The sequence below is a fragment of the Variovorax sp. YR566 genome, from assembly GCF_051992195.1.
In the GTDB taxonomy this organism is placed as follows: Bacteria; Pseudomonadota; Gammaproteobacteria; order Burkholderiales; family Burkholderiaceae_C; genus Variovorax.
On record NZ_CP197092.1, the window covers coordinates 5998766 to 6023782 of the forward strand.

General features: G+C 66.2%; 21 protein-coding genes and 1 pseudogene. 11 read left to right on the forward strand and 11 right to left on the reverse strand.

The annotated features are described in order from the left end of the window. Positions 1–3 precede the first annotated feature (3 nt). From coaE to ACTG4X_RS28020, 5 genes are all read left to right on the forward strand, one after another. Positions 4–612, forward strand: coding sequence for a dephospho-CoA kinase (gene coaE / locus ACTG4X_RS28000; RefSeq protein ID WP_179830393.1), 609 nt, complete (start codon positions 4–6; stop codon positions 610–612). 69 nt (positions 613–681) lie between these two features. After that, on the forward strand, positions 682–2175 hold the full coding sequence (locus ACTG4X_RS28005) for an MBOAT family O-acyltransferase (protein ID WP_097198197.1): 1494 nt from the start codon (positions 682–684) through the stop codon (positions 2173–2175). A gap of 1 nt (position 2176) precedes the next feature. After that, positions 2177–3211, forward strand: a complete 1035-nt coding sequence (locus tag ACTG4X_RS28010) for a hypothetical protein (RefSeq protein WP_097198196.1) — start codon at positions 2177–2179, stop codon at positions 3209–3211. Between the two features lie 30 nt (positions 3212–3241). Next, positions 3242–3997 (forward strand): cell division protein ZapD, encoded by a 756-nt coding sequence (zapD, locus tag ACTG4X_RS28015; RefSeq protein ID WP_093057441.1) that lies wholly within the window; start codon positions 3242–3244, stop codon positions 3995–3997. After that, positions 3994–4206, forward strand: a complete 213-nt coding sequence (locus ACTG4X_RS28020; protein WP_007833230.1) for a DNA gyrase inhibitor YacG — start codon at positions 3994–3996, stop codon at positions 4204–4206. Before zapD ends, ACTG4X_RS28020 begins: the two co-directional genes overlap by 4 nt. A gap of 24 nt (positions 4207–4230) precedes the next feature. Here the strand turns inward: ACTG4X_RS28020 and ACTG4X_RS28025 are convergent, their stop codons facing one another. From ACTG4X_RS28025 to secA, 6 genes are all read right to left on the reverse strand, one after another. Further along, a complete protein-coding gene (locus tag ACTG4X_RS28025) occupies positions 4231–6198 on the reverse strand; it encodes an acyltransferase family protein (protein ID WP_440532462.1) in 1968 nt (655 codons plus the stop codon). Positions 6199–6215: 17 nt separating this feature from the next. Further along, complete coding sequence (locus ACTG4X_RS28030; protein WP_258353218.1) at positions 6216–8174, reverse strand: acyltransferase family protein; 1959 nt, start codon at positions 8172–8174, stop codon at positions 6216–6218. A gap of 7 nt (positions 8175–8181) precedes the next feature. Continuing rightward, a complete protein-coding gene (locus ACTG4X_RS28035; protein WP_093057438.1) occupies positions 8182–8637 on the reverse strand; it encodes an NUDIX domain-containing protein in 456 nt (151 codons plus the stop codon). Then, positions 8634–9509, reverse strand: coding sequence for an ATP-binding protein (locus ACTG4X_RS28040; RefSeq protein WP_093077488.1), 876 nt, complete (start codon positions 9507–9509; stop codon positions 8634–8636). Before ACTG4X_RS28040 ends, ACTG4X_RS28035 begins: the two co-directional genes overlap by 4 nt. A gap of 82 nt (positions 9510–9591) precedes the next feature. Next, positions 9592–10821: a bifunctional glutamate N-acetyltransferase/amino-acid acetyltransferase ArgJ gene (gene argJ / locus ACTG4X_RS28045; RefSeq protein ID WP_097198193.1), complete on the reverse strand. Its 1230-nt coding sequence runs from the start codon at positions 10819–10821 to the stop codon at positions 9592–9594. A 31-nt stretch (positions 10822–10852) separates the two neighbouring features. After that, complete coding sequence (gene secA, locus ACTG4X_RS28050) at positions 10853–13639, reverse strand: preprotein translocase subunit SecA (protein ID WP_093077491.1); 2787 nt, start codon at positions 13637–13639, stop codon at positions 10853–10855. 168 nt (positions 13640–13807) lie between these two features. Here secA and ACTG4X_RS28055 point away from each other — a divergent pair, with 168 nt between their 5' ends. The 4 genes and pseudogenes from ACTG4X_RS28055 to ACTG4X_RS28070 all read left to right on the forward strand — a co-directional run bounded on the left by ACTG4X_RS28055 (position 13808) and on the right by ACTG4X_RS28070 (position 17972). Next, positions 13808–14116: a hypothetical protein gene (locus ACTG4X_RS28055; RefSeq protein WP_093077492.1), complete on the forward strand. Its 309-nt coding sequence runs from the start codon at positions 13808–13810 to the stop codon at positions 14114–14116. Between the two features lie 55 nt (positions 14117–14171). Continuing rightward, entirely contained in the window at positions 14172–15158 is a 987-nt protein-coding gene (locus ACTG4X_RS28060) for an ornithine cyclodeaminase family protein (RefSeq protein ID WP_440532463.1), read from the forward strand. A 516-nt stretch (positions 15159–15674) separates the two neighbouring features. Beyond that, positions 15675–16316: pseudogene (locus ACTG4X_RS28065) on the forward strand (ESPR-type extended signal peptide-containing protein); the annotation flags it as partial. Positions 16317–16331: 15 nt separating this feature from the next. Next, complete coding sequence (locus ACTG4X_RS28070) at positions 16332–17972, forward strand: YadA family autotransporter adhesin (RefSeq protein WP_440534433.1); 1641 nt, start codon at positions 16332–16334, stop codon at positions 17970–17972. 56 nt (positions 17973–18028) lie between these two features. On the opposite strand, the gene ACTG4X_RS28075 is transcribed toward ACTG4X_RS28070, so the two are convergent. Further along, positions 18029–19183, reverse strand: a complete 1155-nt coding sequence (locus tag ACTG4X_RS28075) for a threonine synthase (protein ID WP_440532464.1) — start codon at positions 19181–19183, stop codon at positions 18029–18031. Between the two features lie 93 nt (positions 19184–19276). On the opposite strand from ACTG4X_RS28075, the gene ACTG4X_RS28080 reads away from it, so the two are divergent. Next, the gene (locus ACTG4X_RS28080; RefSeq protein ID WP_440532465.1) at positions 19277–19903 is read left to right on the forward strand and encodes a helix-turn-helix transcriptional regulator; all 627 of its coding nucleotides are present in this window, start codon (positions 19277–19279) and stop codon (positions 19901–19903) included. Between the two features lie 21 nt (positions 19904–19924). Here the strand turns inward: ACTG4X_RS28080 and ACTG4X_RS28085 are convergent, their stop codons facing one another. Together ACTG4X_RS28085 and ACTG4X_RS28090 are read right to left on the reverse strand one after the other, a co-directional pair. Then, on the reverse strand, positions 19925–20917 hold the full coding sequence (locus ACTG4X_RS28085; protein WP_440532466.1) for a Bug family tripartite tricarboxylate transporter substrate binding protein: 993 nt from the start codon (positions 20915–20917) through the stop codon (positions 19925–19927). A 19-nt stretch (positions 20918–20936) separates the two neighbouring features. After that, positions 20937–22166: a threonine synthase gene (locus tag ACTG4X_RS28090; protein WP_097198187.1), complete on the reverse strand. Its 1230-nt coding sequence runs from the start codon at positions 22164–22166 to the stop codon at positions 20937–20939. Positions 22167–22257: 91 nt separating this feature from the next. Between ACTG4X_RS28090 and ACTG4X_RS28095 the strand changes: the two genes are divergently transcribed. Beyond that, entirely contained in the window at positions 22258–23178 is a 921-nt protein-coding gene (locus tag ACTG4X_RS28095) for a LysR substrate-binding domain-containing protein (RefSeq protein WP_093057427.1), read from the forward strand. An 11-nt stretch (positions 23179–23189) separates the two neighbouring features. On the opposite strand, the gene ACTG4X_RS28100 is transcribed toward ACTG4X_RS28095, so the two are convergent. Both ACTG4X_RS28100 and ACTG4X_RS28105 read right to left on the reverse strand, forming a co-directional pair. Next, positions 23190–23858 (reverse strand): hypothetical protein, encoded by a 669-nt coding sequence (locus tag ACTG4X_RS28100; protein ID WP_440532467.1) that lies wholly within the window; start codon positions 23856–23858, stop codon positions 23190–23192. Positions 23859–24004: 146 nt separating this feature from the next. Next, a complete protein-coding gene (locus ACTG4X_RS28105; RefSeq protein ID WP_093057426.1) occupies positions 24005–25012 on the reverse strand; it encodes a response regulator transcription factor in 1008 nt (335 codons plus the stop codon). Positions 25013–25017 lie beyond the last annotated feature (5 nt).

Consider the following 25017-nt stretch of genomic DNA (forward strand, 5'->3'; position numbering starts at 1 on the left):
CGCATGGTGCGGCGCATCGGTCTGACGGGCGGCATCGGCAGCGGCAAGAGCACCGTCGCCGGGCTGCTGGTGGCCCAGGGGGCGGTACTGGTGGACACCGACGCCATCGCGCGCGCCATCGCACTCCCAGGCGGCATCGCCATGCCGGCCCTCGAGGCAGCCTTCGGCCCCAGGGTCATCGCCCCGGACGGAGGCCTGGACAGGGCCGCCATGCGACAGATCGTGTTCGCGGATGCGGGAGCCAAGGCTCGCCTCGAATCCATCCTCCACCCCTTGATCGGCGCCGAAACCCAGCGCCAGGCCGCAGCAGCGGGCGAGGATACGGTCGTCGTGTTCGATGTTCCCCTGCTCGTCGAATCCGGCCGCTGGCGCGCCATCGTCGACCGGGTGCTGGTGGTCGACGCCACCGAGGAAACGCAGCTCAAGCGCGTCGTCGCACGCTCTGGTTGGGCGCCGGAAGCGGTCAAGGCGGTGATCGCCCAGCAGGCCACGCGCCAGGCGCGCCGGGCGGCCGCCGACGCCGTCATTTTCAACGAGTCGCTGACGCTCGAGGAACTCGCTCAGCAGGTACGGGGTCTCTGGGAACGGTGGGTTCGGCCGGGCACGCGATAATTTGGGGTTGACGCCGCGACGGCTACACGACGATCACGTCAAACGGCGCACGCCTCAGCGCCCCTCACGATGCTTTTCAATTCGTACCCTTTCATCTTTGTTTTCTTCCCGCTGGTCCTGATCGGCTTCTTCCTGATCGGTGCGCGCAGCCCCCGGTCGGCGGCGGGTTTCCTGGCACTGGCTTCGCTCTTCTTCTACGGATGGTGGAGCGTCAAGGCACTGCCCTTGCTGCTGGGGTCGATCTGCATCAACTACTGGTTCGGACTTCGGCTCACGCCCTCGCCTGGCCGGGAAGACAAGCACCGCAAGGCCCTGTTGATCATCGCGCTGGTGGTCAACCTCGGGGTGCTGGCCGTCTTCAAGTACGCCAACTTCTTCCTGGAAAACATCGATGCAGGCCTGGCCGCCGCGGGCTTCGCGCAGATCGACCTGGTGCACATCGTGCTGCCGATCGGCATCTCGTTCTACACCTTCACGCAGATCGCCTTCCTGGTCGACTGCTGGCAGGGCAAGGTGCGGGAGCGCAGCTTCGTGCACTACGCGCTGTTCGTCACCTACTTCCCGCACCTGATCGCGGGCCCGGTGCTGCATCACGCGCAGATGATGCCGCAGTTCAACAACCCGGCCACCTACCGGTTCAACGCCAACAACATGGCGCTCGGACTGGGCATCTTCGTATTCGGCCTGGCCAAGAAGATGCTGATCGCCGACCCGCTGGGGCAGTACGCCGACATGATGTTCAAGGGCGTGCACGAAGGCGTGCTGCCCTCGCTGTACACGGCCTGGTTCGGGGTGCTGGCCTATACGCTGCAGATCTACTTCGACTTCTCCGGCTACTCGGACATGGCGGTCGGCCTGTCTCTGTGCGTGGGCGTGCAGCTGCCGCTCAATTTCAGGTCGCCTTACAAGTCGACCAACATGATCGAGTTCTGGCGCCGCTGGCACATTTCGCTGTCGACTTTCCTGCGCGACTACCTCTACGTGCCGCTCGGAGGCAACCGCAAGGGGCCGGCCCGGCGCTACATCAATCTTTTCCTGACGATGCTGCTGGGCGGCCTGTGGCACGGCGCCGCCTGGACTTTCGTCATCTGGGGCGCACTGCATGGCGCCTACCTGATGGTCAACCATTTCTGGAACGCCAAGGTGCGCCGCGGCAACACGAAGACCACATGGTATGGCCGCGTGGTCGGCTGGTTCATCACCTTCCTGTGCGTGATGATCGCCTGGGTGGTGTTCCGGGCCGACAGCATGACGGCCGCCGTCGAGATCTACAAGGGCATGCTGGGCATGCACGGCGCGCCCGTGTCGGCCTTCAGCGAGTTCCGCGTGCCGTTCCGCAAGCCCGAGTTCTTCCAGACCATCCTCGTCGGCCTGGTGATCTGCCTGGCGCTGCCGCCCACCATCACGCTCGACCGCTGGATCCCGAACGTCGCGGGGCTGGCCGGCCGCCCCCGCCTCCAGCGCCTGGCCACCTGGGTCACGGGCCTGGGCTGCATCTATCTTTTTGGCCTGTGCGTGTCGAAGTTCGGCAACTACAGCCCGTTCCTCTATTTCCAGTTCTGACATGGAAGACACGAAATCGGCCAGGACCTGGCTACGCATCTTTGTAGCGGGCTATCTGGTGTGCTGCGCGCTGCTGGTCGGCAGCCTCTTCACCCCCATTCCCTACGGCGACCTGACCCGCATCGGACGCATCTCGGAACGCGAGTTCGGCTGGCACGTGCCGCCACCACCTATCCCCGATGCGGACATCAAGACGTGGCCGATCCAGGAGTCCGACATCCTGGTGATCGGCGACAGCTTCTCCGTACGCTACGCCTGGCAATCGGCGCTCGTGGGCGCCGGCTACAAGGTCACCACGACGCACTGGGACAACCTCGGCGGCACCCTGTGCGACGACTTCTCTGGTTGGCTCGATAAATCCGGCTTCAAGGGCAAGGTGGTCATCGTCGAGAGCATCGAGCGCCTGCTGCAGGACCGTATCGAGAAGTCCGAGAGCTGCAAGACGATGAAGCACGCCTTCAAGCCCACGCCGCCGCCCTTCGAGAACCCGGCCAAGCCCGCCCCCGGCTTCCAGCTCAACTGGGATGCCCAGTTGCTCAGCGGCTGGTTCACATACCAAAACACGAAGGCCATCATGGCCTCCGACAGCTGGACCAACACGCCCGACCGCTGGGGCCCGCTGATCGACGCGCGCGTGGTGCCCGACGGCTGCAAGCAGTTCAGCCACCGCGCCTGCGACAAGCTGCTCATGACCGCCGAAGACCGCGTCAACGCGGCGCTGACGGCCGAGTCCGCGCAGTTCATGAAGCGCTTCGAAAGCACCGCTGCGCCTTACAAGGTGGTGTGGATGGTGGTCCCCAACAAGAGCACCGTGTATTTGCAACAAAACCATGCCGATGCGTTCCGGGCCGAATTCAACCCGCAAAATATCGGACCGGACCTGTTCGCGCTGGCAGAAGAGAACCGCTTCAAGATGATGGATCTTTTTCCCGCCAACGAGACCCACGTCTCGACCCGGGGTTACATTCTTTTCGGGCAGCGTATGCTGGAGGCTGTGCGCCAGGTGATGCCCACCCCGGTTGCCAAATCACAATGAGCTCGAACCCGACGTGAAAAAACGATACGCGTGATCCTCTACGAGTACCCCTTCAACGAGCGCATCCGCACGTACTTGCGGCTGGAGCACCTGTTTCGCCGCCTCGGTGAACTGGTGCCCGCCGAATCGCCTCTGTCCCACCACTACGCCCTGGTCACGATCTTCGAGATCATGGACGTCGCCGCGCGCGCCGACCTCAAGGCCGACGTGCTGCGCGACCTGGACAAGCACAAGAACGTCTTCAACAGCTACCGGGGCAATCCGGCCATCGCCGAGGCCGTGCTCGACCAGGTCGTCGGCCAGCTCGAAGGCAACTTCGCCACCCTCAACAGCGTGGCCGGCAAGGCCGGGCAGGCGCTGACTGAGAACGAGTGGCTCATGAGCATCCGCAGCCGCGCCGGCATTCCGGGCGGCACCTGCGAGTTCGACCTGCCCGCCTACTACGCCTGGCAGCACCGCCCCGCCGCCAGCCGCCGCGCCGATCTCGAACGCTGGTCGAACACCCTCTCGCCGCTGGCCTCGTCGATCTACCTGCTGCTCAAGCTGCTGCGCGATGCCGACGTGCCCTACAAGGTGATCGCCACCAACGGCCAGTTCCAGCAGAACCTGCCGCAGGGCCGCAGCTTCCAGCTGCTGCGCCTGCGCATCGACCCCAAGCTCGGCTTGATCCCTGAAATCAGCGGCAACCGCCTCATGGTCTCGGTGCGCCTGATGCGCCATGACGCGGACGACCGCCTCCACCAAAGCTCGGACGACGCGCCTTTCGAGCTGACCCTCTGCGCATGACGACACGGTTGAACAGCAAGGGCGAACGGATCGTCCGCTGCCCCACGTGCGGCGGCGACAGCATCTACGCGCCGAGCAACGCCTACAGGCCCTTCTGCAGCGCGCGCTGCAAGGGTGTCGACCTGGGTGCCTGGGCCAGCGAAGAATTCCGCATGCCGGCCGAAGCGCCGCCTGACGACGAGCCTTTCGGCGACCCCAAGATCCAGTAAGCAGCCGGGCAGCCGCGGGGCTGGCTACTTGCCGCCCGCGTCCTCGTCGAGCAAGGCAGGGTCGATGTAGGTCGCGAAGCTGCGCGCGTACCGGGGCCGCAAGTGCCCGATGTCCTTGTAGGCCGGCGAACCGTCGTCCGGCATGCTGCGAATGCACAGGCCATCGGCACACAGGCTGGCAAACGGCTCGATGACCTTCGCGCCATTGGCCTCGGCCACCTGCTTCAGCCGCGCATTGAACTGCGCCTGGTCTTGCGGCATCGGCGCCTTGAGCTGCCCGGTGGCCGCCGTCATGCCGCCCAGCCGGCTACCCTGGATCTGCTTGAGCGGATCGAAATCCATGCCGACCGGATTGCCGAGCACCAGGTAGACCGTCTTGTGCGCCGACAGGCGCTTCAGCGTCTCGCCCAGCGACTTCAGCGACAAGTCGACGCCGTCCCCGCCGAGGAATGGGTGCACGGCCTTCTTGTCGTCGACAAAGTAGTTCACCGTGGGACCGGCGCCGGTGAAGTAGCAGCTCCAGCATGCACCGAGCACCACCGAATCGATCTCCGGCTTCAGCGCCAGGTCGAGCACTGCTGCACGCCGCTCTTCGCACGCCGTGTCGGCGCCGCTGAACAGGCCCGGCACGGGCGGGCACGAGCCCTTGGTCGCGAAGTACACCGTGCGGGCCTTGCCAGGCTGCGTGCGCACCATTTCGAGCGCGCGCGGCGCGTATTGCTCGACGTGGCTGTCGCCGATCAGCAGCACGTTGTGCTTGCCGCTGCCGGTGCGGTAGACGAACTGCCCGCCCAGCGCAGCCTCTTCGAAGCCGTTGTAGTAGTTGTCTTCGCGCGTTGCATCCGCCACCGCCTGCAGGGCCTGGCTGTCGTTGCGCGGCGGCGGCGTGCCCAGGAAAACCAGCACCCCGGCCAGCGCCAGCGCAGCGCCGCTGCCCGCCAATCCACGCAGCATCGTCTGCGAGAGATGAAGCTTGACGAAGCGCTCCAGGAAACGATACGTGGCCCAGGCCAGCACGACCGATGCCACCACCAGCGCGATGCGCACCTGCAGCGAAGGCTCCCCGCCCACCACGATGCGCGCATACGAAAGCAGCGGCCAGTGCCAGAGGTACAGCGGATAACTGATCAAGCCGATCCACACCATGACGCGGTTCGACAGCAGATACCGGTTGAGCACGCCGTTCGGCCCGGCCGCGATGCAGCTCACCGCCCCCAGCACCGGCAGCAGCGCCCACCAGCCCGGAAACGCCTTCGTGCTGCGCGTCATGAAGAGGCCGAGCACGAGCAGGCCCACGCCGACGACGGACTGCACATGCTTCGTCCACGCACGCGGCTGGGCCGACCCGCTGGCAGCCTGCAGCCGCATCGCCGCCAGCAACCCGCCGGTCATCAGTTCCCAGGCGCGAGACAGCGGCGAATAGAACGCCGCGGCACGATGCGGCTGCACCGTCAGCACATTGACCAGGAACGAGATCGCGGCCACCGCCAGCGTCACGCGCAAGATGGGCCAGCGCTTGCGCCAGGCCAGCCCGAGCATCAGCGGCCAGAAGATGTAGAACTGCTCCTCGATCCCCAGCGACCACAGGTGCAGCAGCGGCTTGGTCTCTGCCGTGGCATCGAAGTACCCGGCCTCGCCCAGGAAGACGAGGTTGGCAAAGAAGGCGGCCCCACCCGTGGTCTGCTTGCCGAGCTGCGAGAACTCGCCCGGCAGCAGCACGTACCAGCCGAAGGCCAGCGTCGCGAGCAGCACGAGCACCAGCGCCGGAAAGATGCGCCGGATGCGCCGCGCATAAAAGTCGCGGTAGCTGAAATCGCCCGCCGCCAGGCTCTGCAGAAGAATGGTCGTGATCAGGAAGCCCGAGATCACGAAGAAGATGTCGACCCCGATGAAGCCGCCCGGCAGCAGGCTCGGAAAGGCGTGATACGCCAACACCGAGCCCACCGCAATGGCGCGCAGGCCGTCGATGTCCGGGCGGTACTTGGGATGCATCGTTCGCTCAGCCTCGCTCAGCGCGACGGCTGTTGCACGGCGCGCACCGTGCGGTCGAAGTAGCTCGCCTCTTCCCGGGTGTAGCGCGGGCGCAGGTGGTCGGCGTCCTTGTAGGCGGGCGAACCGTCGGGCATCGTGCGGATGCACTGGTCGTCCTTGCACAGCACCGCCATCGCATCGATGGCCTCGGCTCCGCTCGCCTGCGCGATCGCGCGCAACCGGTCATTGAGCTGCTTCTGGTCGGCCGGCAGCGGCGTCGTCGGCGTCGAGACCGAAGCCTCCATGTGCGTCAGGCGGCTGCCCTCGATCAGGCGCTTCGGCGTGAACTCCGGGCCACCGGGGTTGTCGAGCAGCAGGAAGACCTTCTTGTGGCGTGCCAGCTCGCGCAGCGTGACCTCCAGCGAAGCCAGCGAGCGTTCGATGCCGTCGCCGCCCTGGAACGGATGGACCACGTTGTCCGCGCCGCGGTAGTAGTACTCCAGGGCGCCGTGGCCGACGAAGTAGCAGTTCCAGCAACCGCCGATGACGACTGAATCGACCTCGGGGCTCAGCGCATAGGCCAGCAACGCAGTGCGCCGCTCGGCGCATCCGATGTTCTTGTCCGCGAAGACCCCCGGCACCGCCGGACACGCGCCCTGGGTCACGAACCAGGCCGACTTGTCTTCCATCGACAGCGTGCGGGCCAGTTCCATCACACGCGGCGCGTACTGCTGCACGTGGCTGTCGCCCAGGAACAGCACCCGCTTGGGCCCACCGCCAACCTTGTAGACCAGCTGGTCGCCGATCATGTCGAGCTTGAAGCCCTGGTAGTAGTCGGCATCCAGTCCGGCGTTGGCGACGATCTGCAGTTGGGCGCTGTTGTTGCGCGGCTCGGGCACGCCGAAGAAGATCGCCGTGCCTGCGGCGGCCAGCAGCACCATCCCCGCGCCCAGTGCCTTGAGCGTGCCCGCGCCGGGGCGGTTTCTCGCGTAGCGCTCGACGAAGCGGTACGTGGCCCACGCGAGCAGCACGCTGGCCACCATCGCTCCGGCGCGGTAGACCGGCGACGGATGCAGCGGGTCGGCCTCCACGATGCGCACGAACGCAAGCAGCGGCCAGTGCCACAAGTACAGCGGATAGCTGATGAGCCCGAGCCACACCATCACCCGATTCGACAGCAGGTACTTGTTCAGCACGCCGTTCGGCCCCGCGGCAATGCAGCTCACCGCGCCCAGCGTGGGCAGCAGCGCCCACCAGCCCGGGAACGCCTTGTTGCTGCGGATCATCACCAGCCCGAGCACGATCAACCCGACGCCCAGCACCGACTGCAAATGGCTGCGCCACGCGCTCGGCGCCGGCGGCTTCAGCCGCATGCAGGCCAGGATGCCGCCCACCATCAGCTCCCAGAAGCGGGAGGCCGGCGAGTAGAACGACGCCGCCGGCAACGGATGCACCGTCGTCACGTTCACCAGGAACGAGACCACCGCGACCACCAGCACCACGCGCACGATCGGCCAGCGCTTGCGCCATGCGAGCCCCAGCAGCAGTGGCCAGAAAATGTAGAACTGCTCCTCGATGCCCAGCGACCACAAGTGCAGCAGTGGCTTGGTTTCGGCTGCGGTGTCGAAGTACCCCGACTCGCCCCAGAACACCAGGTTGGCGACGAACGCCGCACCACCCACGGTCTGCTTGCCGAGCTCGGCGAACTCATCGGACAGCAGCAGATACCAGCCGGCGCACAGCGTCGCCAGCAGCACCACGATCAGCGCCGGAAAGATCCGCCGGATGCGCCGTGCGTAGAAGTCGCGGTAGCTGAAGTCACCCGCCGCGAGGCTCTGGAGAATGATGGTCGTGATCAGGAAGCCCGAGATCACGAAGAAGATGTCGACCCCGACGAAGCCGCCCATCAGTGCCGTTGGGAAGGCGTGATACACCAGCACGGACCCGACCGCGATCGCGCGCAGCCCATCGATGTCCGGACGGTACTTGGGATGCATCAATCAGTCAGTTGGCCGGCGCAACAGGCGCGACGACCGGCGGCGGCACGAACGGCAGGCCGCGCTCTTCCGACAGCCATTGCAGCACCGGAAACGCGCCCGGGAGCACCGGCGTCACGTCCAGCGGCAGCTGTTGCCAGGCCATCTGCTGGCCTTCGCGCATCTCGAACTCGCCGCTCCAGGCCGTCACCTTGCACCAGTGCAGGCGCACCAGCGCATGCGGGTAGTCATGCTCCGTGATCTTCCAGACTTCGGCGCCGTCGATGGTGATGCCGAGTTCTTCCTGCAGCTCGCGCCGCAGTGCCTCTTCGACCGTCTCGCCCGCCTCGATCTTGCCGCCGGGAAACTCCCAGAAGCCCGCATAGGCCTTGCCTTCGGGCCGGCTCGAGAGCAGCAGCGCGTCGTCGGACAGGCGAATCAGCACGCCGACCGCGACTTCCGTGTGCTTGCGAGGCTCGGTCACGCGGCGCTCCGGCCCGCGTAGTCGCGCGCGAACTGGTAGGCCACGCGGCCGCTGCGCGAACCGCGCTCCAGCGCCCACACGAGCGCCTCGGGCCGCGCCGCCGCGATGGCGGCCTCGTCCACGCCGAACGACGAGAGCCACTGGCCCACGATCGTCAGGTATTCGTTCTGGCTGAAGGGATAGAAGCTCACCCAGAGGCCGAAGCGCTCCGACAGCGAGATCTTTTCCTCGATCACCTCGCCGGGATGGACTTCGCCATCGTCGGTGTGGGTGTACGTGAGGTTTTCCTTCATGTACTCGGGCAGCAGATGGCGCCGGTTGCTGGTCGCGTAGATCAGCACGTTGGGCGTCGAGGCCGCAATCGATCCGTCGAGGATCGACTTCAGCGCCTTGTAGCCCGGCTCGCCTTCGTCGAAGCTCAGGTCGTCGCTGAACACGATGAATTTCTCGGGACGCTGCGACACAACTTCGACGATGTCGGGCAGGTCGACGAGTTCGGCCTTGTCCACCTCGATCAGGCGCAGGCCCTGCGGCGCATAGGCCTGCAGGCAAGCGCGAATGAGCGACGACTTGCCCGTGCCACGCGCGCCCGTCAGCAGCACGTTGTTGGCCGGCTTGCCTTCGACGAACTGCTGCGTGTTGCGCGCGATCTTTTCCTTCTGGACGTCGATTTCCTTCAGCGAATCGAGCGCCATCGCGGCCACGTGCTTCACTGGCTCGAGCACACCGTGGCCCGAGTTGCGGCGGCGGTAGCGCCAGGCGATGGATGCGTTCCAGTCGGCGGGCGCGGCCAGCGGCTGCGGAAGGATCGATTCGATGCGGGAAATGAGCTGCTCGGCGCGCTCGATCAGCTTCTGGAACTGCTCGTTCATCGACGCCCGCCCGGCCGCCCGAAAGGCGTTGAGCTCCCCCTCGGGGGGCAGCGACGACACGAAGTGCGGAGCGTGGGGGTCATCACGATCTGTAATCGGCGTTGATCGTCACATACTCGTGGCTGAAGTCGCAGGTCCACACCGTCTCGCTGGCCGTGCCGCGGCCGAGGCCAATGCGCACCGTGATCTCGCTCTGCTTCATCACGCGCTGGCCGTCTTCTTCACGGTACGACGGGTTGCGTCCGCCCTTGACGGCCACGTGCACGTCGTCGAGGAACAGGTCGATGCCGGTCTGGTCGAGGTCGGCGATGCCCGCATAGCCGACGGCCGCCAGGATGCGGCCCAGATTCGGGTCGCTGGCGTAGAAAGCCGTCTTGACCAGCGGCGAATGCGCCACGGCATACGCCACCTGCTTGCACTCGGCGGCATCGCGGCCGCCTTCGACCTGGATGGTGATGAACTTGGTTGCGCCTTCGCCGTCGCGCACGATGGCCTGCGCCAGTTGGCGGGCCACGTTCTGCATCGCGGCCACAAGCGCCTTGCCGTCGGCCGAATCGAGCGACGTGATGGTCGCGTGCGACGCCTTCTGCGTGGCGATGACCACGAACGAGTCGTTGGTCGAGGTGTCGCCGTCGATGGTCACGCGGTTGAACGAGGCGTCGGCCAGCAGCTTGGCCAGCGGCTGGATCAGCGACGGATCGATCTTCGCGTCGGTGGCCATGAAGCCCAGCATGGTCGCCATGTTCGGGCGGATCATGCCGGCGCCCTTGCTGATGCCGGTGATGGTGACGGTGACGCCGCCGATCTGAACCTGCTGGCTGAAGGCCTTGGGAATCGTGTCGGTGGTCATGATGCCTTCGGCCGCGCGCGCCCAGTGGTTCGCGTCGGCATCGGCCAGCGCGGCCGGCAGGCCCGCTTCGATGCGGTCCACGGGCAGCGGCTCCATGATCACGCCGGTGGAGAACGGCAGGATCTGTTCAGGCGCGATCTCCAGCTTGCGCGCGAGCGCGATGCAGGTGGAGCGCGTGCGCATCAGCCCGTCTTCGCCCGTGCCGGCATTGGCGTTGCCGGTGTTGATGACCATCGCCCGGATGCCGTAGTTCGCGGCCAGATGGTCGCGGCAGACCTGCACCGGCGCGGCGCAGAAACGGTTCTGGGTGAACACCCCGCCTACCGCCGAGCCTTCGTCGATCAGCACGACGGTCAGGTCCTTGCGATTGGCCTTGCGCACGCCCGCTTCGGCCACGCCGATGCGAACGCCGGGCACCGCGAACAAGGCGGCAGGATCAGGGGCAGACAGGTTCACGGGCATGGGGTTTCTCTCGGTGAATGTGTTGCGGACTTCAGCTGAGCTTGCCGTGGCACTGCTTGTACTTCTTGCCACTGCCGCAAGGGCACGGATCGTTGCGGCCGACGCGGGCAAAGGCCAGGGCTTCGGCGCTCAGCGTGCCCAGACCGGCGGCCGCCAGGCGGCGCTGGCTTTCCTCGTCGACACGCACCTCGACTTCACCGGTTTCGGTCGGCGCACTGTAGGTGATGTTGGCGACGTTCTCGCCACGGCTTTCGAGCGCTTCGGCGGCCTCTTCGAGCTGCTCGCCCGACTGCACGCGCACCGTCATCAGCTGGCGCGTGACTTCGTTCTTGACCGAGTCGAGCAACTGGCCGAAGAGTTCGAAGGCTTCGCGCTTGTATTCCTGCTTGGGCTGCTTCTGCGCATAGCCGCGCAGGTGGATGCCCTGGCGCAGGTAGTCGAGCGAGGCCAGGTGTTCGCGCCAGTGGGTGTCGATGCTCTGCAGCAGCACCATGCGCTCGAACTGGGTGAAGTTTTCCTGGCCGATCAGCGCGACCTTGGCGTCGAAGGTCTCATTGGCGTTCTTGAGCACCTTCTCGACGATGTCTTCATCGGCGATGGCGTCCGAGGCCTCGACTTCCTTCTTGAGCGGCATGTCGATGCCCCACTCGTTGAAGAGGCTCTTCTCGAGGCCGTCGAGGTCCCATTGCTCTTCGACCGATTCGCTCGGAATGTACTGGCGCACGAGGTCGGTGAAGCAGCCTTCGCGCAGCGCCGCGATCTGCGCCGTGAGGTCGCCCGCATCGAGGATGTCGTTGCGCTGCTGGTAGATCACCTTGCGCTGGTCGTTCGACACGTCGTCGTATTCGAGCAGCTGCTTGCGAATGTCGAAGTTGCGCGCCTCGACCTTGCGTTGCGCGCTCTCGATGCTGCGCGTGACGATGCCGGCTTCGATGGCTTCGCCATCGGGCATCTTCAGGCGGTCCATGATCGCCTTCACGCGGTCGCCCGCGAAGATGCGCATCAGCGGATCGTCCAGGCTCAGGTAGAAGCGCGACGAACCCGGATCGCCTTGGCGGCCCGAACGGCCGCGCAGCTGGTTGTCGATGCGGCGCGACTCATGGCGTTCGGTCGCGATGATGCGCAGGCCGCCGAGCGACTTCACGAACTCGTGGTCCTTGGCCCATTCGGCGCGCACGTGCTCGATGTCGGCCTTCTTGGTGGCTTCGTCGCGGCCTTCGTCGTTCTCGATGGCCTCGATCATCTTCTCGATGTTGCCGCCCAGCACGATGTCGGTGCCGCGGCCGGCCATGTTGGTCGCGATGGTGATCATCTTCGTGCGGCCGGCCTGCGCCACGATGTCGGCTTCGCGTGCGTGCTGCTTGGCATTCAGCACCTGGTGCGGCAGGCCCGCCTGCGTCAGCAGGCCGTCGATGATTTCGGAGTTCTCGATGGACGAGGTGCCCACCAGCACCGGCTGGCCGCGCTCGTAGCACTCGCGGATGTCCTGGATGGCCGCCTCGTACTTCTCGCGCGTCGTCTTGTAGACGCGGTCGAGCTGGTCTTCGCGCTTGCTGATGCGGTTGGGCGGAATGATCGTGGTCTCGAGACCGTAGATTTCCTGGAACTCGTAGGCCTCGGTGTCGGCCGTGCCGGTCATGCCGGCCAGCTTGCCGTACAGGCGGAAGTAGTTCTGGAAGGTGATGGACGCCAGCGTCTGGTTCTCGGCCTGGATCTCCACGCCTTCCTTGGCTTCCACGGCCTGGTGCAGGCCGTCGCTCCAGCGGCGGCCCGTCATCAGGCGGCCGGTGAATTCGTCGACGATCACCACTTCGCCCTGCTGCACCACGTAGTGCTGGTCGCGGTGGTACAGGTGGCGGGCACGCAGAGCTGCATTCAGGTGATGCATCAGCGTGATGTTGGCCGGGTCGTAGAGCGAGGCGCCCTCGGGAAGCAGCTTGAACTCGCCCAGGATGCGTTCGGCATTCTCGTGGCCGTCTTCTGTCAGGAACACCTGGTGCGTCTTCTCGTCGACCGTGAAGTCGCCGGGCACCGTGACGCCCTCGCCCGTGCGCGGATCGGCTTCGCCTTCCTGCTTCTTGAGCAGCGGCACCACCTTGTTGATGGCAAGGTAGAGGTCGGTGTGGTCTTCGGCCTGGCCGCTGATGATCAGCGGGGTGCGGGCCTCGTCGATCAAGATCGAGTCCACTTCGTCGACGATGGCGTAGTTCAGGCCGCGCTGGACCCGGTCGCCTGGCTCGTAGACCATGTTGTCGCGCAGGTAGTCGAAGCCGTACTCGTTGTTCGTGCCGTACGTGATGTCGCTGCGGTAGGCGGCCTGCTTTTCCTCGCGCGGCATCTGCGGCAGGTTGATGCCCACCGAGAGACCGAGGAAGTTGTAGAGGCGGCCCATCCAGGTCGCGTCGCGATTGGCCAGGTAGTCGTTCACCGTGACCACGTGCACGCCCTGGCCGGACAGCGCATTCAGGTACACCGGCAGCGTGGCGGTCAGCGTCTTGCCTTCGCCGGTGCGCATTTCGGAGATCTTGCCGTTGTGCAGCGCCATGCCGCCGAGCAGCTGGACGTCGAAGTGGCGCATCTTCATGACGCGCTTGGAGCCCTCGCGCACCGTGGCGAAGGCTTCCGGCAGCAGGTCGTCGAGCGATTCTCCCTTGGTGACGCGTTCTTTGAATTCCTGCGTCTTGGCACGCAGCGCATCGTCGCTGAGCTTCTCGAACTCGGGTTCGAGCGCATTGATGCGTTCCACCGTCTTGCGATACTGCTTGAGGAGCCGGTCGTTGCGACTGCCGAAAATCTGGGTCAGGAAGTTGGTTGCCATGGGTGGAGATGGGCGGGCACCTGATACGGCAGGCACTTCGACCGGATTCCCTAAGATATGGTGAAAGCAGTTGGGCGCGCTTTCAATGAAAGCAAGCAGCCTTTTTCCGGCGCGAACGCCGGCAAACCGGGCATTTTAGCTGTCTTGTTTCTAACCCCTGGATTACGCATGTATCGCCGACTTCCCCCCGCCATTTCGCTGCAGCAAGCTGCAGAAGGCGCGCCCACCCTGGGCAGCCTGATGGCGCGCGCGCGCGACACCGCGGAGCGGCTCAAGGCCGTGGAAGGGCTGATTCCGCCGGCCATGCGCGGTGCCGTGCAGGCCGGGCCGGCCGAAGGCGACGTGTGGTGCCTGCTGGTCAAGGGCAGCGCCGCGGCCGCCAAGCTGCGCCAGCTGTCGCCGATGCTGGTGACGCGGCTCAAGAACCGGGGATGGGACGTAGCGACGATCCGGATCAAGGTGCATACCGGCCGCTGAGCAGCAAGTCTGCATTGACTTTGATTTTTCGTCTGGAAGTAGATAATATTTCCAGATGACAACATCCCCCGCGCCTTCGGACGCCCAACTCCTGCTGCTCGACAAGCACCAGGTCGACGCCCTCCTCTCCCCCGCCGACGTTCTTCAGGCCGTGCGCGAAGCCTTCGTGCTGCACAGCGAGCGCGAGGGCCGCGTCTTCCCGGTCGTGCGAGAGCCGCTGCGCACGGGCGGGGTGTTCGGCATCAAGTCTGGTGACGTGCAGGCCCAGGGCCTGCTCGGCTTCAAGGCTGCGGGCTTCTGGCCGGCCAACCGGCAACGCGGCGGCGAGCCCCATCAAGCGACGATCCTGCTGATCGACCCAGCGACGGGCCGGCCGCTGTGCGTCATCGACGGCAACACGGTGACGACAGTGCGCACGGGCGCGGCGGGCGGGCTCGGCCTCCAGCAGCTTGCACGGCCCGACAGCACGCGGCTGTGCGTCTTCGGCACCGGCGTGCAGGCGCGCATCCAGCTCGACTTCGCGCTGCGCATGGTGCCATCGGTGCGCGAGGTTCTTTATATAAGTACGAATGGCCAGCGCAATGCGGCGTTCGAGGCCCACTTCACCGGCCGCTGCGACATCGCGCCGGCCAGCGACAGCAACACCGCTGTTGCCCAAAGCGACATCGTGATCACCGCCACGCCGGGCGGCGGCGCCCTCTTCGACCTCGAAGCAGTGCGGCCCGGCACACACCTGAACTGCGTCGGCGCCGACACCCGCGGCAAGCGCGAACTTCCCGAAGGCCTGTTGCCGCGCGTGCGGCTGTTCGTCGACGATCGCACGCAGGCGCAGCAGATCGGCGAAACGCAGTGGTCGCCCGACACGCCATGCGTCGAACTGGGCGACCTGCTGAGCGGCAAGACGGCTGTCGAACGAGCCGCCGACGACATCACCGTCTTCGACATGACAGGCCTCGCGCTGCAGGACCTGACCGTTGCGCGCCTGCTGCATGCGCGTGCGGCTGAAGCGGGCATGGGCACACGCATCGCCTGGCCCTGGTAGCGAGAAACCGGCACGAACTCCTTGAACGTGCCGAGGTGGCTTGTTCGGAGCCACCGCAGTTCCCGAAGCACCACGGCATCGGGGCTCCTGCGCTGAAAGCGTGAACTTTTCGATTCAAAGAAGAAAACGTTTTCAGCGCCGCCGAATGACATTTTTTGCTAATTTTTGTCATTCATAGGCAGCGAACGAGAGTGCGCACAACGGCCTTACGCGAATGCCGTTTGGAAAGCGCGAAATTCTTCCCAGTCCGAGATAAAAGCTCGCCCCTCAGCGGGCCGTTGAATCCATTGACGGCGGTCATTAATTGACAGCAAACGTCATTGTCCAACTCGAGCGTCAGTCGATACATTCCGCGGCCTGAGAGGTCCTGGCGGAGTACGGCAACACGCCTTGCGCCTGGAAGCACGAGGCGCGGGCTCTCCGGAATTCATGCCGCAAATCGAATCGCAATTTCGCGCGCACGCAAATCCGTCTTTGATCTCATGTTTTTAGATTTCCTTTTTCTCATCAATTGTTATGAATAATTTGTATCGCGGTATCTGGAGCGAGTCGCCCGGCGCATGGCTAGCAGCCACCGAAATCACCAAGACTCATGGCAAAGGCAGCTTCAGACTGTCGGCAGTAGTTGCCGCAATTCTGGCTGCCGGCCTGCAGATGACGGCATCGGATGCCAGCGCATCCACCTACGCACCGGCCAACTGCAACTCCACAACCACGGCAACCATCGGGCAGGTGGCTGTTACCGGAACAAACGCTCAACCGGTCGATGGAACCGGGCCATGGTCCAACATCCTTGGCTGCAATACGAGTGGCAACGGTCTGGATGCCGTATCGGTGTTCGGAACCTACTCCCAAGGGGTTGGAAACGGAGCGGCCGTTTTCGGGTTCTCCAGCACTGCCGGCCAGTGGGCCAGCGCGCTTGGCCTCTCGGCAAATGCTTCCGGCACCGGAAGCACCGCGCTTGGCTTTGGCGCACAAGCTCAAAGCCTGAACTCGGTTGCAATCGGCGGAGCCGGTGGCGACGGAAGCACGGCTCTATCGGCCGCCAATTCAACGACCGCTTCAGGCGCCGGGGCCATTGCCATCGGCAGTAACTCGATCAGAGGGGCTCAAGCGACCGCCTCGGACAGCATCGCGATTGGCGGGGCGGCTACCGCTGCCGGCCAAGGCAGCATGGCTCTTGGCAATGGGGCTGACGCGAAATACGACAACAGCGTGGCCATCGGAGCGGCCAGCAAGACGGCGGATTCGCTCGCCGCATTGCAAGGCGTAGCCGGCTACACGCCTTCCCCGGGTGCTGCGATCTCCGGTGCGACGCCGGCTGGTGAAGTGTCTGTCGGGGCCAGCGGCAGCGAACGCAGGCTCACCAACGTCGCCGCAGGCGGTGCTCCGACGGACGCTGTCAATGTCAGCCAGCTGTCGACGGCGACTGCTTCGTTGTCCACCAGCCTGAACACGACGAACAGCAACGTGGCCAGCCTGTCCACCAGTTTGACCGCAACGAACGACTCCGTTGCGAGCCTGTCGACATCGACTTCCACAGGGCTGGGCATCGTTGCCAGCCGCGTCGATAGCTTGTCCACGTCCGTCCTGACCAGCCTGAATACCGCGACGAGCAATATTGGCAGTCTGTCGACGGGCCTCAACACGGCCACGAGCAGCATCGACAGCTTGTCTACATCTACTTCGACAAGACTGAGCACCACAACCAGCAGCATCGGCAGCCTCTCGACCGGCTTGGGCAATCTCTCGACGAGCCTGAACACAACCAATGGCAACCTCGGCAGCCTGAGCACGACGGTCAACACGATCAACGACAAGGGCACCCGGTACTTCCACGCCAATTCGACGGCTGGCGATTCGGTCGCCAGCGGCCAGAAAGCGGTGGCGATCGGCCCGCTGTCCGTGGCCAGCGGCACCAATTCCTTCGCAGCGGGCAGCGGTGCACAGGCCACGGGTCTGAACGCGATCGCCATCGGCACCGGGGCGCTGGCCACGGGCTCGCAGGCCATCGGCGCCAATGCCCGAGCGGGTGGTGGTGGCGTGGCGCTGGGTGACAACGCGGACGCCGGCGGCACGCCGCTGAGCCAGGCGCCGAACATCTCCAAGGGCACGGTCATCGGCTTCGGCGCCATCGCGCAGCAAAGCGGCGGCGTCGCACTGGGCGCGGGCTCGGTGGCCTCCACCGCGGCGGGCGTGGCCGGCTATGTGCCGGCTGGCGCAGCAGCGCAGCACCGGGTAGCCGTTCAGGCGACCACCAGCACGCAGGCCGCAGCGTCGGTGGGCGACGTGGCCAACGGCCAGTACCGCCAGATCACGGCCGTGGCCGCGGGTACGGCCGACAGCGATGCGGCCAACGTCGCACAGCTCAAGGCATCTGCAGCCACCGTGAAGGCCAGCAGCGTGCAGTACGCGACCAATCCGGACGGCTCGGTCAACTACAACCAGATCACGCTGGGCAACGGCCAGGCGCCGGGCGGCACGCGCATCGGCAACGTGGCGCCGGGCATCCTGCCGGGCGACGCGGTCAACGTGCAGCAGCTGAATCAGGTGCAGAGCCAGGTCGGCGACGTGGCCCGCATTGCCTACTCGGGCACGGCCATGGCCTTCGCGATGTCCGGCGCTTACTTGCCAACGCTGTCTCCCGGCGAGAAAACAGTGGGCGTGGGCCTTGGCAACTACAAGGGCTACAGCGCGGTGGCGCTGACCTTCAAGGCACTGTCCGACGACGGCAAGATGTCCTGGGGTGCAGGCCTGTCGACCACGGGCAAGGAATGGGGCGTCAACGCCGGCGTCGGCTGGAAGTGGAAATAACAAGCCACTGAATCAGCCAGCGGTGCCGGTGCCTGGCGTCGACGAACAGCAGTTCGCTAGGCGACGGCGGCAGCGCCGCCAAACAGCTCGGTCATGAACTGCGTCGACTTCAGACCGGTGCCGGTCAACAAGGCCACAGTCGCCTCGCTGGCCTTGATGTCGCCGCGCTGCGCCAGCACCTCGATGGCCGCCGCGGCCGAAGCGGAGGTCGGCTCCGCATAAAGCCCGCTTGCTGCCAGCCGGCGCACCGCAGCCGCGATCTGCTCCTCGGTCAACGCAACGGTCTTGCCGTTCGTCTCGCGCAGCGCCTGCAGGATTTCCTGAAGCCGCACGGGCCGCTTGATCGCAGTGCCTTCGGCAATGGTCGGCTGCACGACACGGTCCACCAGCGTGTCGACTCCGGCGGTGAAGCTCGCATCGATCGGCGAGCAGTTCAGCGGCTGGGCGACAAAAATGCGCGGCAGCTTGCTGATCTGCCCCGCCGCCAGCAGCTCCTTGAAGCCGATCCAGCACCCGAGCACGTTGCTGCCCGCTCCAGTCGGAATGACGACGTTGTCGGGCGCGACAAAGCCCAGGTCTTCCCACAGCTCATACGCCAGCGTCTTCGTGCCCTGCAGGAAGAACGGATGCCAGTTGTGGCTCGCATAGAAGATCGACTCCGACTGGCGCACCGCCTCGTACTCCGACTCTTCGCGCGGCCCCGGCACCAACTGCACCTCTGCGCCGAAGGCCCGGATCTGCGCCACCTTCGGCGCGGGCGTGTAGCTCGGCGCGAGCACCTTCACGCGCATGCCAGCCGCCGCGCCTGCCGCGGCAATGGCTGCGCCGCCGTTACCCGAGCTGTCTTCCAGCACCGCGTCGACGCCGATCTGGCGCAGGAAGGACATCATCACCGCCGCGCCGCGGTCCTTGAAGCTGCAGGTCGGGTTGAACCACTCGAGCTTGAAGTACGGCTCGAGGCTGCCCCAGCGCTTCTGCACCAGCGGCGTGCAGCCTTCGCCCATGCTCGCGGGCTTGTCGATTGCCACGGGCAGCGCCGCGCGGTAGCGCCAGAGCGAGCGGGTGCGCGAATCGATGTCGTCGCGCGAGATGCCGGGCAGCGGCGTGACCATCATCGGATGGCCGTCGTCCGAGCGCCATCGGCGTTCAGACAGGTCGTAGTGCCTGCCGGTGCGTGGGTCGACATAGCGTGCGCGTTCTCTCGCGGTCATTCGAGGCTCCTGGTCAAAATTGGATAATACATCCAACATTGTACTTTTTGTACAAATTAGATTGTTCGTCCAGAGCTGGATACATTTCCCGGCATGAAGAAAAAGTCGAACAAGCAGGTCCTGGAGATGCTGCGCAACATGGCCGAAGGCCTGGGCCAAACCTTTGCGCCCTTCTGCGAAGTCGTGGTGCACGACCTGAGCAATCCGAAGAACGCGATCTACGCCATCGAGAACAGCCTCAGTGGCCGGGAGGTCGGCCAGTCGGTCACGGAGCTGGGTCTCGCGCGCATCCAAGACCCGGAGTTTCCGGCGGTGATCGCGAACTACGCCAACACCTTTCCCGACGGGCGCAAGGTCAAGAGCACATCCATCGGCGTCAAGGACGACAGCGGCGAGTACGTGGCCGCGCTGTGCCTGAACGTCGACCTGACGCTGTTTCAGAGCTTCCAGGCCGCGATCTCGCAGTTCACGAAGATCGACGACAAGGAAGTGCACGAGCACATCGAGGCCGGCGGCAACCACTCGGACCGCATCCACGCGTGCATCGACGATTTCGCGGCCGCGCGCGCGACCACCTCGCGCTCGCTGAAGCCAGCCGACCGCAAGCAGCTGGTGCAGGAACTGAAGAAAGCGGGCCTGCTGGAGGTTCGCCGCGGCGCCGAGATTGCCGCCGCGCACATGGGCGTGTCGCGCGCCACGGTCTACAGCGACGCGAAGTAAGGCCCAACCTGTTCAGCCCGCTTACTGCGGCTGCAGGCCGATCTCGTGCGCGGCCTTCTGCCAGCGCTCGGCCTCCGAGCGCAGGAAGGCGCGCAACTCCGCCGGCGTCGAGCCCTTCATCTGCACGCCCAGCACCGACAGGCGCTCCTTCACCGACGGATGGTCGAGCGCGGCGATGGCCTCGCGGCGCAGCTTCTCGATCACGTCGAGCGGCGTGGTGGCCGGCGCGACCATGGCCCACCACTGGTCGATCTCCAGTCCCTTGAGCCCGTTCTCCGCGAGTGCGGGCACGTTCTGCAGGCCGGGAATGTTCGTCACGCGCTGCGTGCTCGTCACCAGCAGCGGACGGATGCGGTTGGCGCCCAGCAGGCTGGAGCCGCTGGCCAGCGTCGCGAAGTGCCCCGCCACCGTGCCCGCCGCCACGTCGGTGAGCGCGGGTGCCGAGCCGCGGTACGGGACCATGTTGAACCTGATCTTCGTGCGGCTCGCCAGCAGTTCGGCGGCAAGGTGGCTCACCGTGCCCGCGCCGCTGTGCGCGATGGCTGGCGGCGCACCTTTCGCCGATGCCGCAGCCGCGGTCTTCAGGAAGGTCTTGAAGTCTTTGCTGTCGTCGTCCATGCCCGCGAAGAACACCAGCGGCGAGGTGCCGATCATGGTCACAGGCGTGAAGTCGCGCAGCAGGTCATAAGGCAGCTTCGCCGTCACGGCCGGCGCAATCGCGTGCGGCAGTTCGACGATGGCGATGGTGTAGCCATCGGGCGCGGCCTTGGCCGCCGCGTCGGTGCCGATCATGCCAGCGGCGCCTGGCCGGTTGTCCACGATCACCGGGCTGCCGAGGGTCTGGCTCATGCGCTGCGCCATGGCGCGAGCAATCGCGTCGGTGCTGCCGCCGGCCGCCCACGGCACGACGAGCTTCACGGGCTTGTCGGGGTAGGCCGCCCACGCCGGTCGAAACGAAGCGAGCAGGGCCGTAGAGCCGGCGGCCAGAAAGGCCCGGCGTTGCATCGTCGGCATGGTGAATTCCTGAAGGAAGTTAGATCGGGCGGTCGGGCCAGCTCGGGTCGCCGGCCGCATTGGCGGTCAGCATCAGCACCACGTGCGCATCGGCCGCAATGGCATTGCTCTCGCGCAGCTGGCGCAATGCGGCCAGGCCGCCGGCAGCGCAGAGCTCGGCGCTGACGCCGAGCGAGCTGAGCAGCCGCCGCGCGGCGCGCGCTTCGTCGTCGCCCACGACCACCGCGCCGCCGCCCGTGGCGGTCGCGGCCTGCCACTGCAGGTAGGTGACGGTGGCCCCGGCCGTGGAGAACTGCGCAGTGTGGCCCGGGTAGCTGCCGTTGATGGCGCCGCCCGCGAGCACGCGCGCCAGGCGCGGGAACGGTTCCACCAGCCAGAGCCTGGGCAGGCGCCCGATGCGCCCCGCGGCCATCAGGTCACGAAAGCCCGCGTAGATGCCCCAGGCCAGATCGCCGCGCGCGGTGGGAATCACGATGTGGTCCGGCAGGCCGCCATCGGCCACGCATTCGAGCGCGATCGGCTTGTAGCCCTCGATGGCCAGCGGCGCGCTGCCCAGCGCGGGCAGGCGGTAGTTGGTCAGCGCGAAGTAGCCGGGGTGCTGCGAACGCTCGCGCACGAAGGCCCAGCGGCCCGCGTTGTCGGCGAACACATAGCGCCGCGCGCCAAGTGCATCGAGCTGCCGCGCGTAGGTGGCCGGCATGCCTTCGTAGGTTGCGACCTCGCAGCCCAGGCCCGCGGCCCATGCGTAGTGCGCCGCCGACACGGCCGCGTTGCCCGAGGAGGCCAGCACCAGCGTATGGGCGTCGAAGTCGAGCGCCTGCGCCACGCCCACCGCTGTCATGCGGTCCTTGTGCGAGCCGGTGGGGTTGCGCGATTCGTCCTTGAGGGCCAGGCGCGCCACGTCGAACTGCTGCGCCAGCTCCGGCATGTCCTCCAGCGGCGTCTGCCCCTCCCCCAGCGCGAAGCCGGAGGTGTAGGGCATGGGCATCGCCTCGGCGCTGTCGGGCAGGTAGCTGGCACGCAGCGCCACGTGGAAGCCCGTGCGCTTGCATGCGGGGCAGCCGTCGTGCGACAGGGTGACCGGGTAGAGCGCATCACACCGCAGGCATTGCAGGCCGCGCAGGTTCGGATTGCGCACGGGCTTGGGTGCCTGGTCACGCACCAACCCCAAGGGATTACCCGGGGGATGAGCCAGGGGATCCGGGGGAGGAGCGGCGAACTTGAAGTCCAGAACGGGCAATGTCGTCACGGGTCATGCGTCAGAAGTTGTGACCAAATCTTATGCAATCGGAAATAAAATTATGCAGCCTCAGATACTCAACCGATAACAAGACTTATCGATGCGATTCGGCGAGATCGAAACCTTCCGGGCTCTCATGCGCGGCAGCTCCACCCGCAAGGCCGCTGCATTGCTGCATGTGACGCAGCCCGCCATCAGCCAATCGCTCAAGCGCCTCGAGACGCAAGCGGGGATGCTGCTGTTCCAGCGCACCGGCGGGCGGCTGGTGCCCACGCCCGAGGCACGCGCGCTGTGGGTCGAGGTGGAGCGGGTGTTCATCGGCATGGACGCCATCGAGCACCGCGTGCGCAGCCTGCGCGACTTCGGCGTCAGCCAGCTGGAGCTGAGCAGCTTTCCCGCCTACGGCCTGGGCTTCATGCCGCGCGCATTGGCACGGCTGAAGGCGCACCGCGGCGCGAGCCCCTGGCCGCAGGTGTCGCTGCAGGTGCTGAGCTCCAAGGACGTGCGCGACCGCGTGGCCATGGGCATCTCCGACTTCGGGCTGATGGCCGACGAGCTCTCGCTCGAAGGCATCGACCACTCCACCTTCTCGCGCTTTCCCGGCGTGGTGGTGATGCCGGCAGGCCACGCGCTGGCCCGCTTCAAGACCATCAAGCCCGAGCAGCTGGCCGAAGCGCCCTTTCTCTCGCTCAACCCCGAAGACCCTTCGCACCAGCGGCTCGAAGCCGCATTGGCCCCGCACGGCGTGGCGCTGCGGGTGCTGGTGCAGACGCCCTATGCGGCCAGCGTGTGCGAGATGGCGTTGCGCGGCCTGGGCGTGGGGCTGGTCAACCCGATCACCGCGCTCGACTACGCGGAGCGCGGGCTGGTGGTGCGCAAGTTTTCGGTCGACGTGTACTTCACCTGCCTGCTGGCGCTGCCGGCAGGCAAGGTGCTCTCGGCCACGGCGAGGGACTTCATTTCGCTGATGCGCCAGCAGCTGGCCGAGGACGAGAAGCGGATACAGCGCTACCTGCGCTGATCCCCCACGGTTCACTTCCAGGTGAACTCGTGGTTCAGCCCGATCACGAAGCCGCGCACGCCCTGCGGCCCGGTGCGCGATGTGCTCACGTCCACGCTGATCAGCGGCGTGATGCTGAAGCGCCCGCCGATGCGCGAGGTCCACAGGCCCGCCGCCCGGTTGCGCTCCGCGATGAGCGATACGGTGTCGTTCAGCGCCCATTCGACGCCAATGCCGCCGCGCGGCGTGCGCGCACCGGTTCCGTTGGCCCAATCGGCGCCTGCATTGACGTGAATCTGCAGGCTCTCGAGTGGCCGCCACGTCAGAGGCACCACGAACTGCCCGCCCGCGCGGCCACCGCGCTTCAGGTCGAACACCGCGCCCATCGACACGGCGGCGCTGAACGGCGCGTCGGCCGCCTGTCCGTAGAAATTCCACTTGAGCTGCGGTCCGCCGGTGACCGAATGAACGCCGCTCACCGAGGTGCGGTCGAAGTTCAGGCCCAGCTCGACCGGCCCGACGCGGCAGGCGGGCCCGAAATGAAACCCCGTGACAGGCTCCACACCCGTGCGGCCCCACCAAGTCTCGTACTGGCATTGGCCCGGGTCGAGCGTGCTCGCGTCGTCCACGTCGAAATGCCCTGCGGCGTGTGCGCCCGGGCTCGCGGCCAGGTTCGCGAACAGGCAGGAAGCAGCAAGCATCCAGCCGCTGCATGGCGGTCGGGTTGTCGTTCTGTCGTGCCTGTTGTTCTTCATCGTGCGCGTCCCGGAGCCCTCGAACCATTCTAGGGACGCCGAAAGTAGTCGCCATGACGCAGGCGGCGCCGGCGGCAATCAGCCGGCCTTCTTCAGATTTCGAACTGGGGCTGCAGCTCGCGAATGCGCTTGATGGCCACGCCGGCCGCGGCCGTGCGCGTCTCCACGCCGAGCTTCACGTACACCCGCTCCAGGTGCTTCTTGGCGGTGGCCGGGCTGCTGCCCAGGATCTCGCCGATGTCCTTGTTGGTCTTGCCCTTGACCACCCAGTAGAGCACTTCGGCCTCGCGCGCCGTGAGCTTCAGGCTCAGGCTCATGGCTTCGATGACGGCGGTGTCGGACACCTCGCGCATGATGATCATCCACTCGTCGCCGTCGTCGTCACTGCTGGTCTGCTGGTGCAGCCGCAGCGTGAGGCTGCTCGCGCCCTGCACGATGGACAGCGCCGGCGGCTCGATGCCGCGCTGGCGCGCATCGGGCGTGTGGCTGCGCAGCCATTCGAGCACGGCGGGCGGCGTCTCGGGCGCGCGCGTGTCGCAGTAGCGCTGCAGCAGGTCGCGCGCCAGCGCGGTCTGCCAGATCAGCCGGCCTTCGGGCAGGCGCACGGTGATGCTTGCGTAGCCGAAGGCATCGAGCGCATTGCGCGCCTGACCGGCTTGCCGCGCGTCCTGCCGCGCGCGGCGTGCGCCCTGCAGGTGCACGTTCATGCGCGCCAGCACTTCCTTCGGCTTGATGGGCTTGGTGACGTAGTCGACCCCGCCGGCTTCGAGCGCGGCCACAAGATGCTCGGTCTCGGTGAGCCCCGTCATGAACACGATGGGAATGTGCGCCGTCGCCGCATCGGCCTTGAGCCGGCGCGCGACCTCGAAGCCGTCGATGCCCGGCATCATCGCGTCGAGCAGCACGATGTCGGGCCGGGCCTGCGCGGCGCGCTGCAGCGCCTGCTCGCCATTGGTGGCAATGAGCACGGTGTAGCCCGACTCGTCGAGCGCGTCGTGCAGCACCGCGAGGTTGTCGGGCACGTCGTCGACGATCAGCACGAGGTCGCTGTTGGCGCCCTGCTGCTCGCGCAGGGTCTTGGCGAGCGGTGATGTTTCCATGGCGG

Bases quoted from the DNA above. Each gene is read 5' to 3' on its own strand.
- ACTG4X_RS28105 (WP_093057426.1), bottom strand. From the start codon at position 25,012: ATGGAAACATCACCGCTCGCCAAGACCCTGCGCGAGCAGCAGGGCGCC.
- ACTG4X_RS28030 (WP_258353218.1), bottom strand. From the start codon at position 8,174: ATGCATCCCAAGTACCGTCCGGACATCGATGGGCTGCGCGCGATCGCG.
- ACTG4X_RS28040 (WP_093077488.1), bottom strand. From the start codon at position 9,509: ATGAACGAGCAGTTCCAGAAGCTGATCGAGCGCGCCGAGCAGCTCATT.
- ACTG4X_RS28075 (WP_440532464.1), bottom strand. From the start codon at position 19,183: ATGACCGCGAGAGAACGCGCACGCTATGTCGACCCACGCACCGGCAGG.
- ACTG4X_RS28095 (WP_093057427.1), top strand. From the start codon at position 22,258: ATGCGATTCGGCGAGATCGAAACCTTCCGGGCTCTCATGCGCGGCAGC.
- ACTG4X_RS28085 (WP_440532466.1), bottom strand. From the start codon at position 20,917: ATGCCGACGATGCAACGCCGGGCCTTTCTGGCCGCCGGCTCTACGGCC.
- ACTG4X_RS28060 (WP_440532463.1), top strand. From the start codon at position 14,172: ATGACAACATCCCCCGCGCCTTCGGACGCCCAACTCCTGCTGCTCGAC.
- ACTG4X_RS28020 (WP_007833230.1), top strand. From the start codon at position 3,994: ATGACGACACGGTTGAACAGCAAGGGCGAACGGATCGTCCGCTGCCCC.
- ACTG4X_RS28010 (WP_097198196.1), top strand. From the start codon at position 2,177: ATGGAAGACACGAAATCGGCCAGGACCTGGCTACGCATCTTTGTAGCG.
- ACTG4X_RS28070 (WP_440534433.1), top strand. From the start codon at position 16,332: ATGGCTCTTGGCAATGGGGCTGACGCGAAATACGACAACAGCGTGGCC.
- argJ (WP_097198193.1), bottom strand. From the start codon at position 10,821: ATGCCCGTGAACCTGTCTGCCCCTGATCCTGCCGCCTTGTTCGCGGTG.
- secA (WP_093077491.1), bottom strand. From the start codon at position 13,639: ATGGCAACCAACTTCCTGACCCAGATTTTCGGCAGTCGCAACGACCGG.
- coaE (WP_179830393.1), top strand. From the start codon at position 4: ATGGTGCGGCGCATCGGTCTGACGGGCGGCATCGGCAGCGGCAAGAGC.
- ACTG4X_RS28005 (WP_097198197.1), top strand. From the start codon at position 682: ATGCTTTTCAATTCGTACCCTTTCATCTTTGTTTTCTTCCCGCTGGTC.
- ACTG4X_RS28025 (WP_440532462.1), bottom strand. From the start codon at position 6,198: ATGCATCCCAAGTACCGCCCGGACATCGACGGCCTGCGCGCCATTGCG.
- ACTG4X_RS28055 (WP_093077492.1), top strand. From the start codon at position 13,808: ATGTATCGCCGACTTCCCCCCGCCATTTCGCTGCAGCAAGCTGCAGAA.
- ACTG4X_RS28100 (WP_440532467.1), bottom strand. From the start codon at position 23,858: ATGCTTGCTGCTTCCTGCCTGTTCGCGAACCTGGCCGCGAGCCCGGGC.
- ACTG4X_RS28080 (WP_440532465.1), top strand. From the start codon at position 19,277: ATGAAGAAAAAGTCGAACAAGCAGGTCCTGGAGATGCTGCGCAACATG.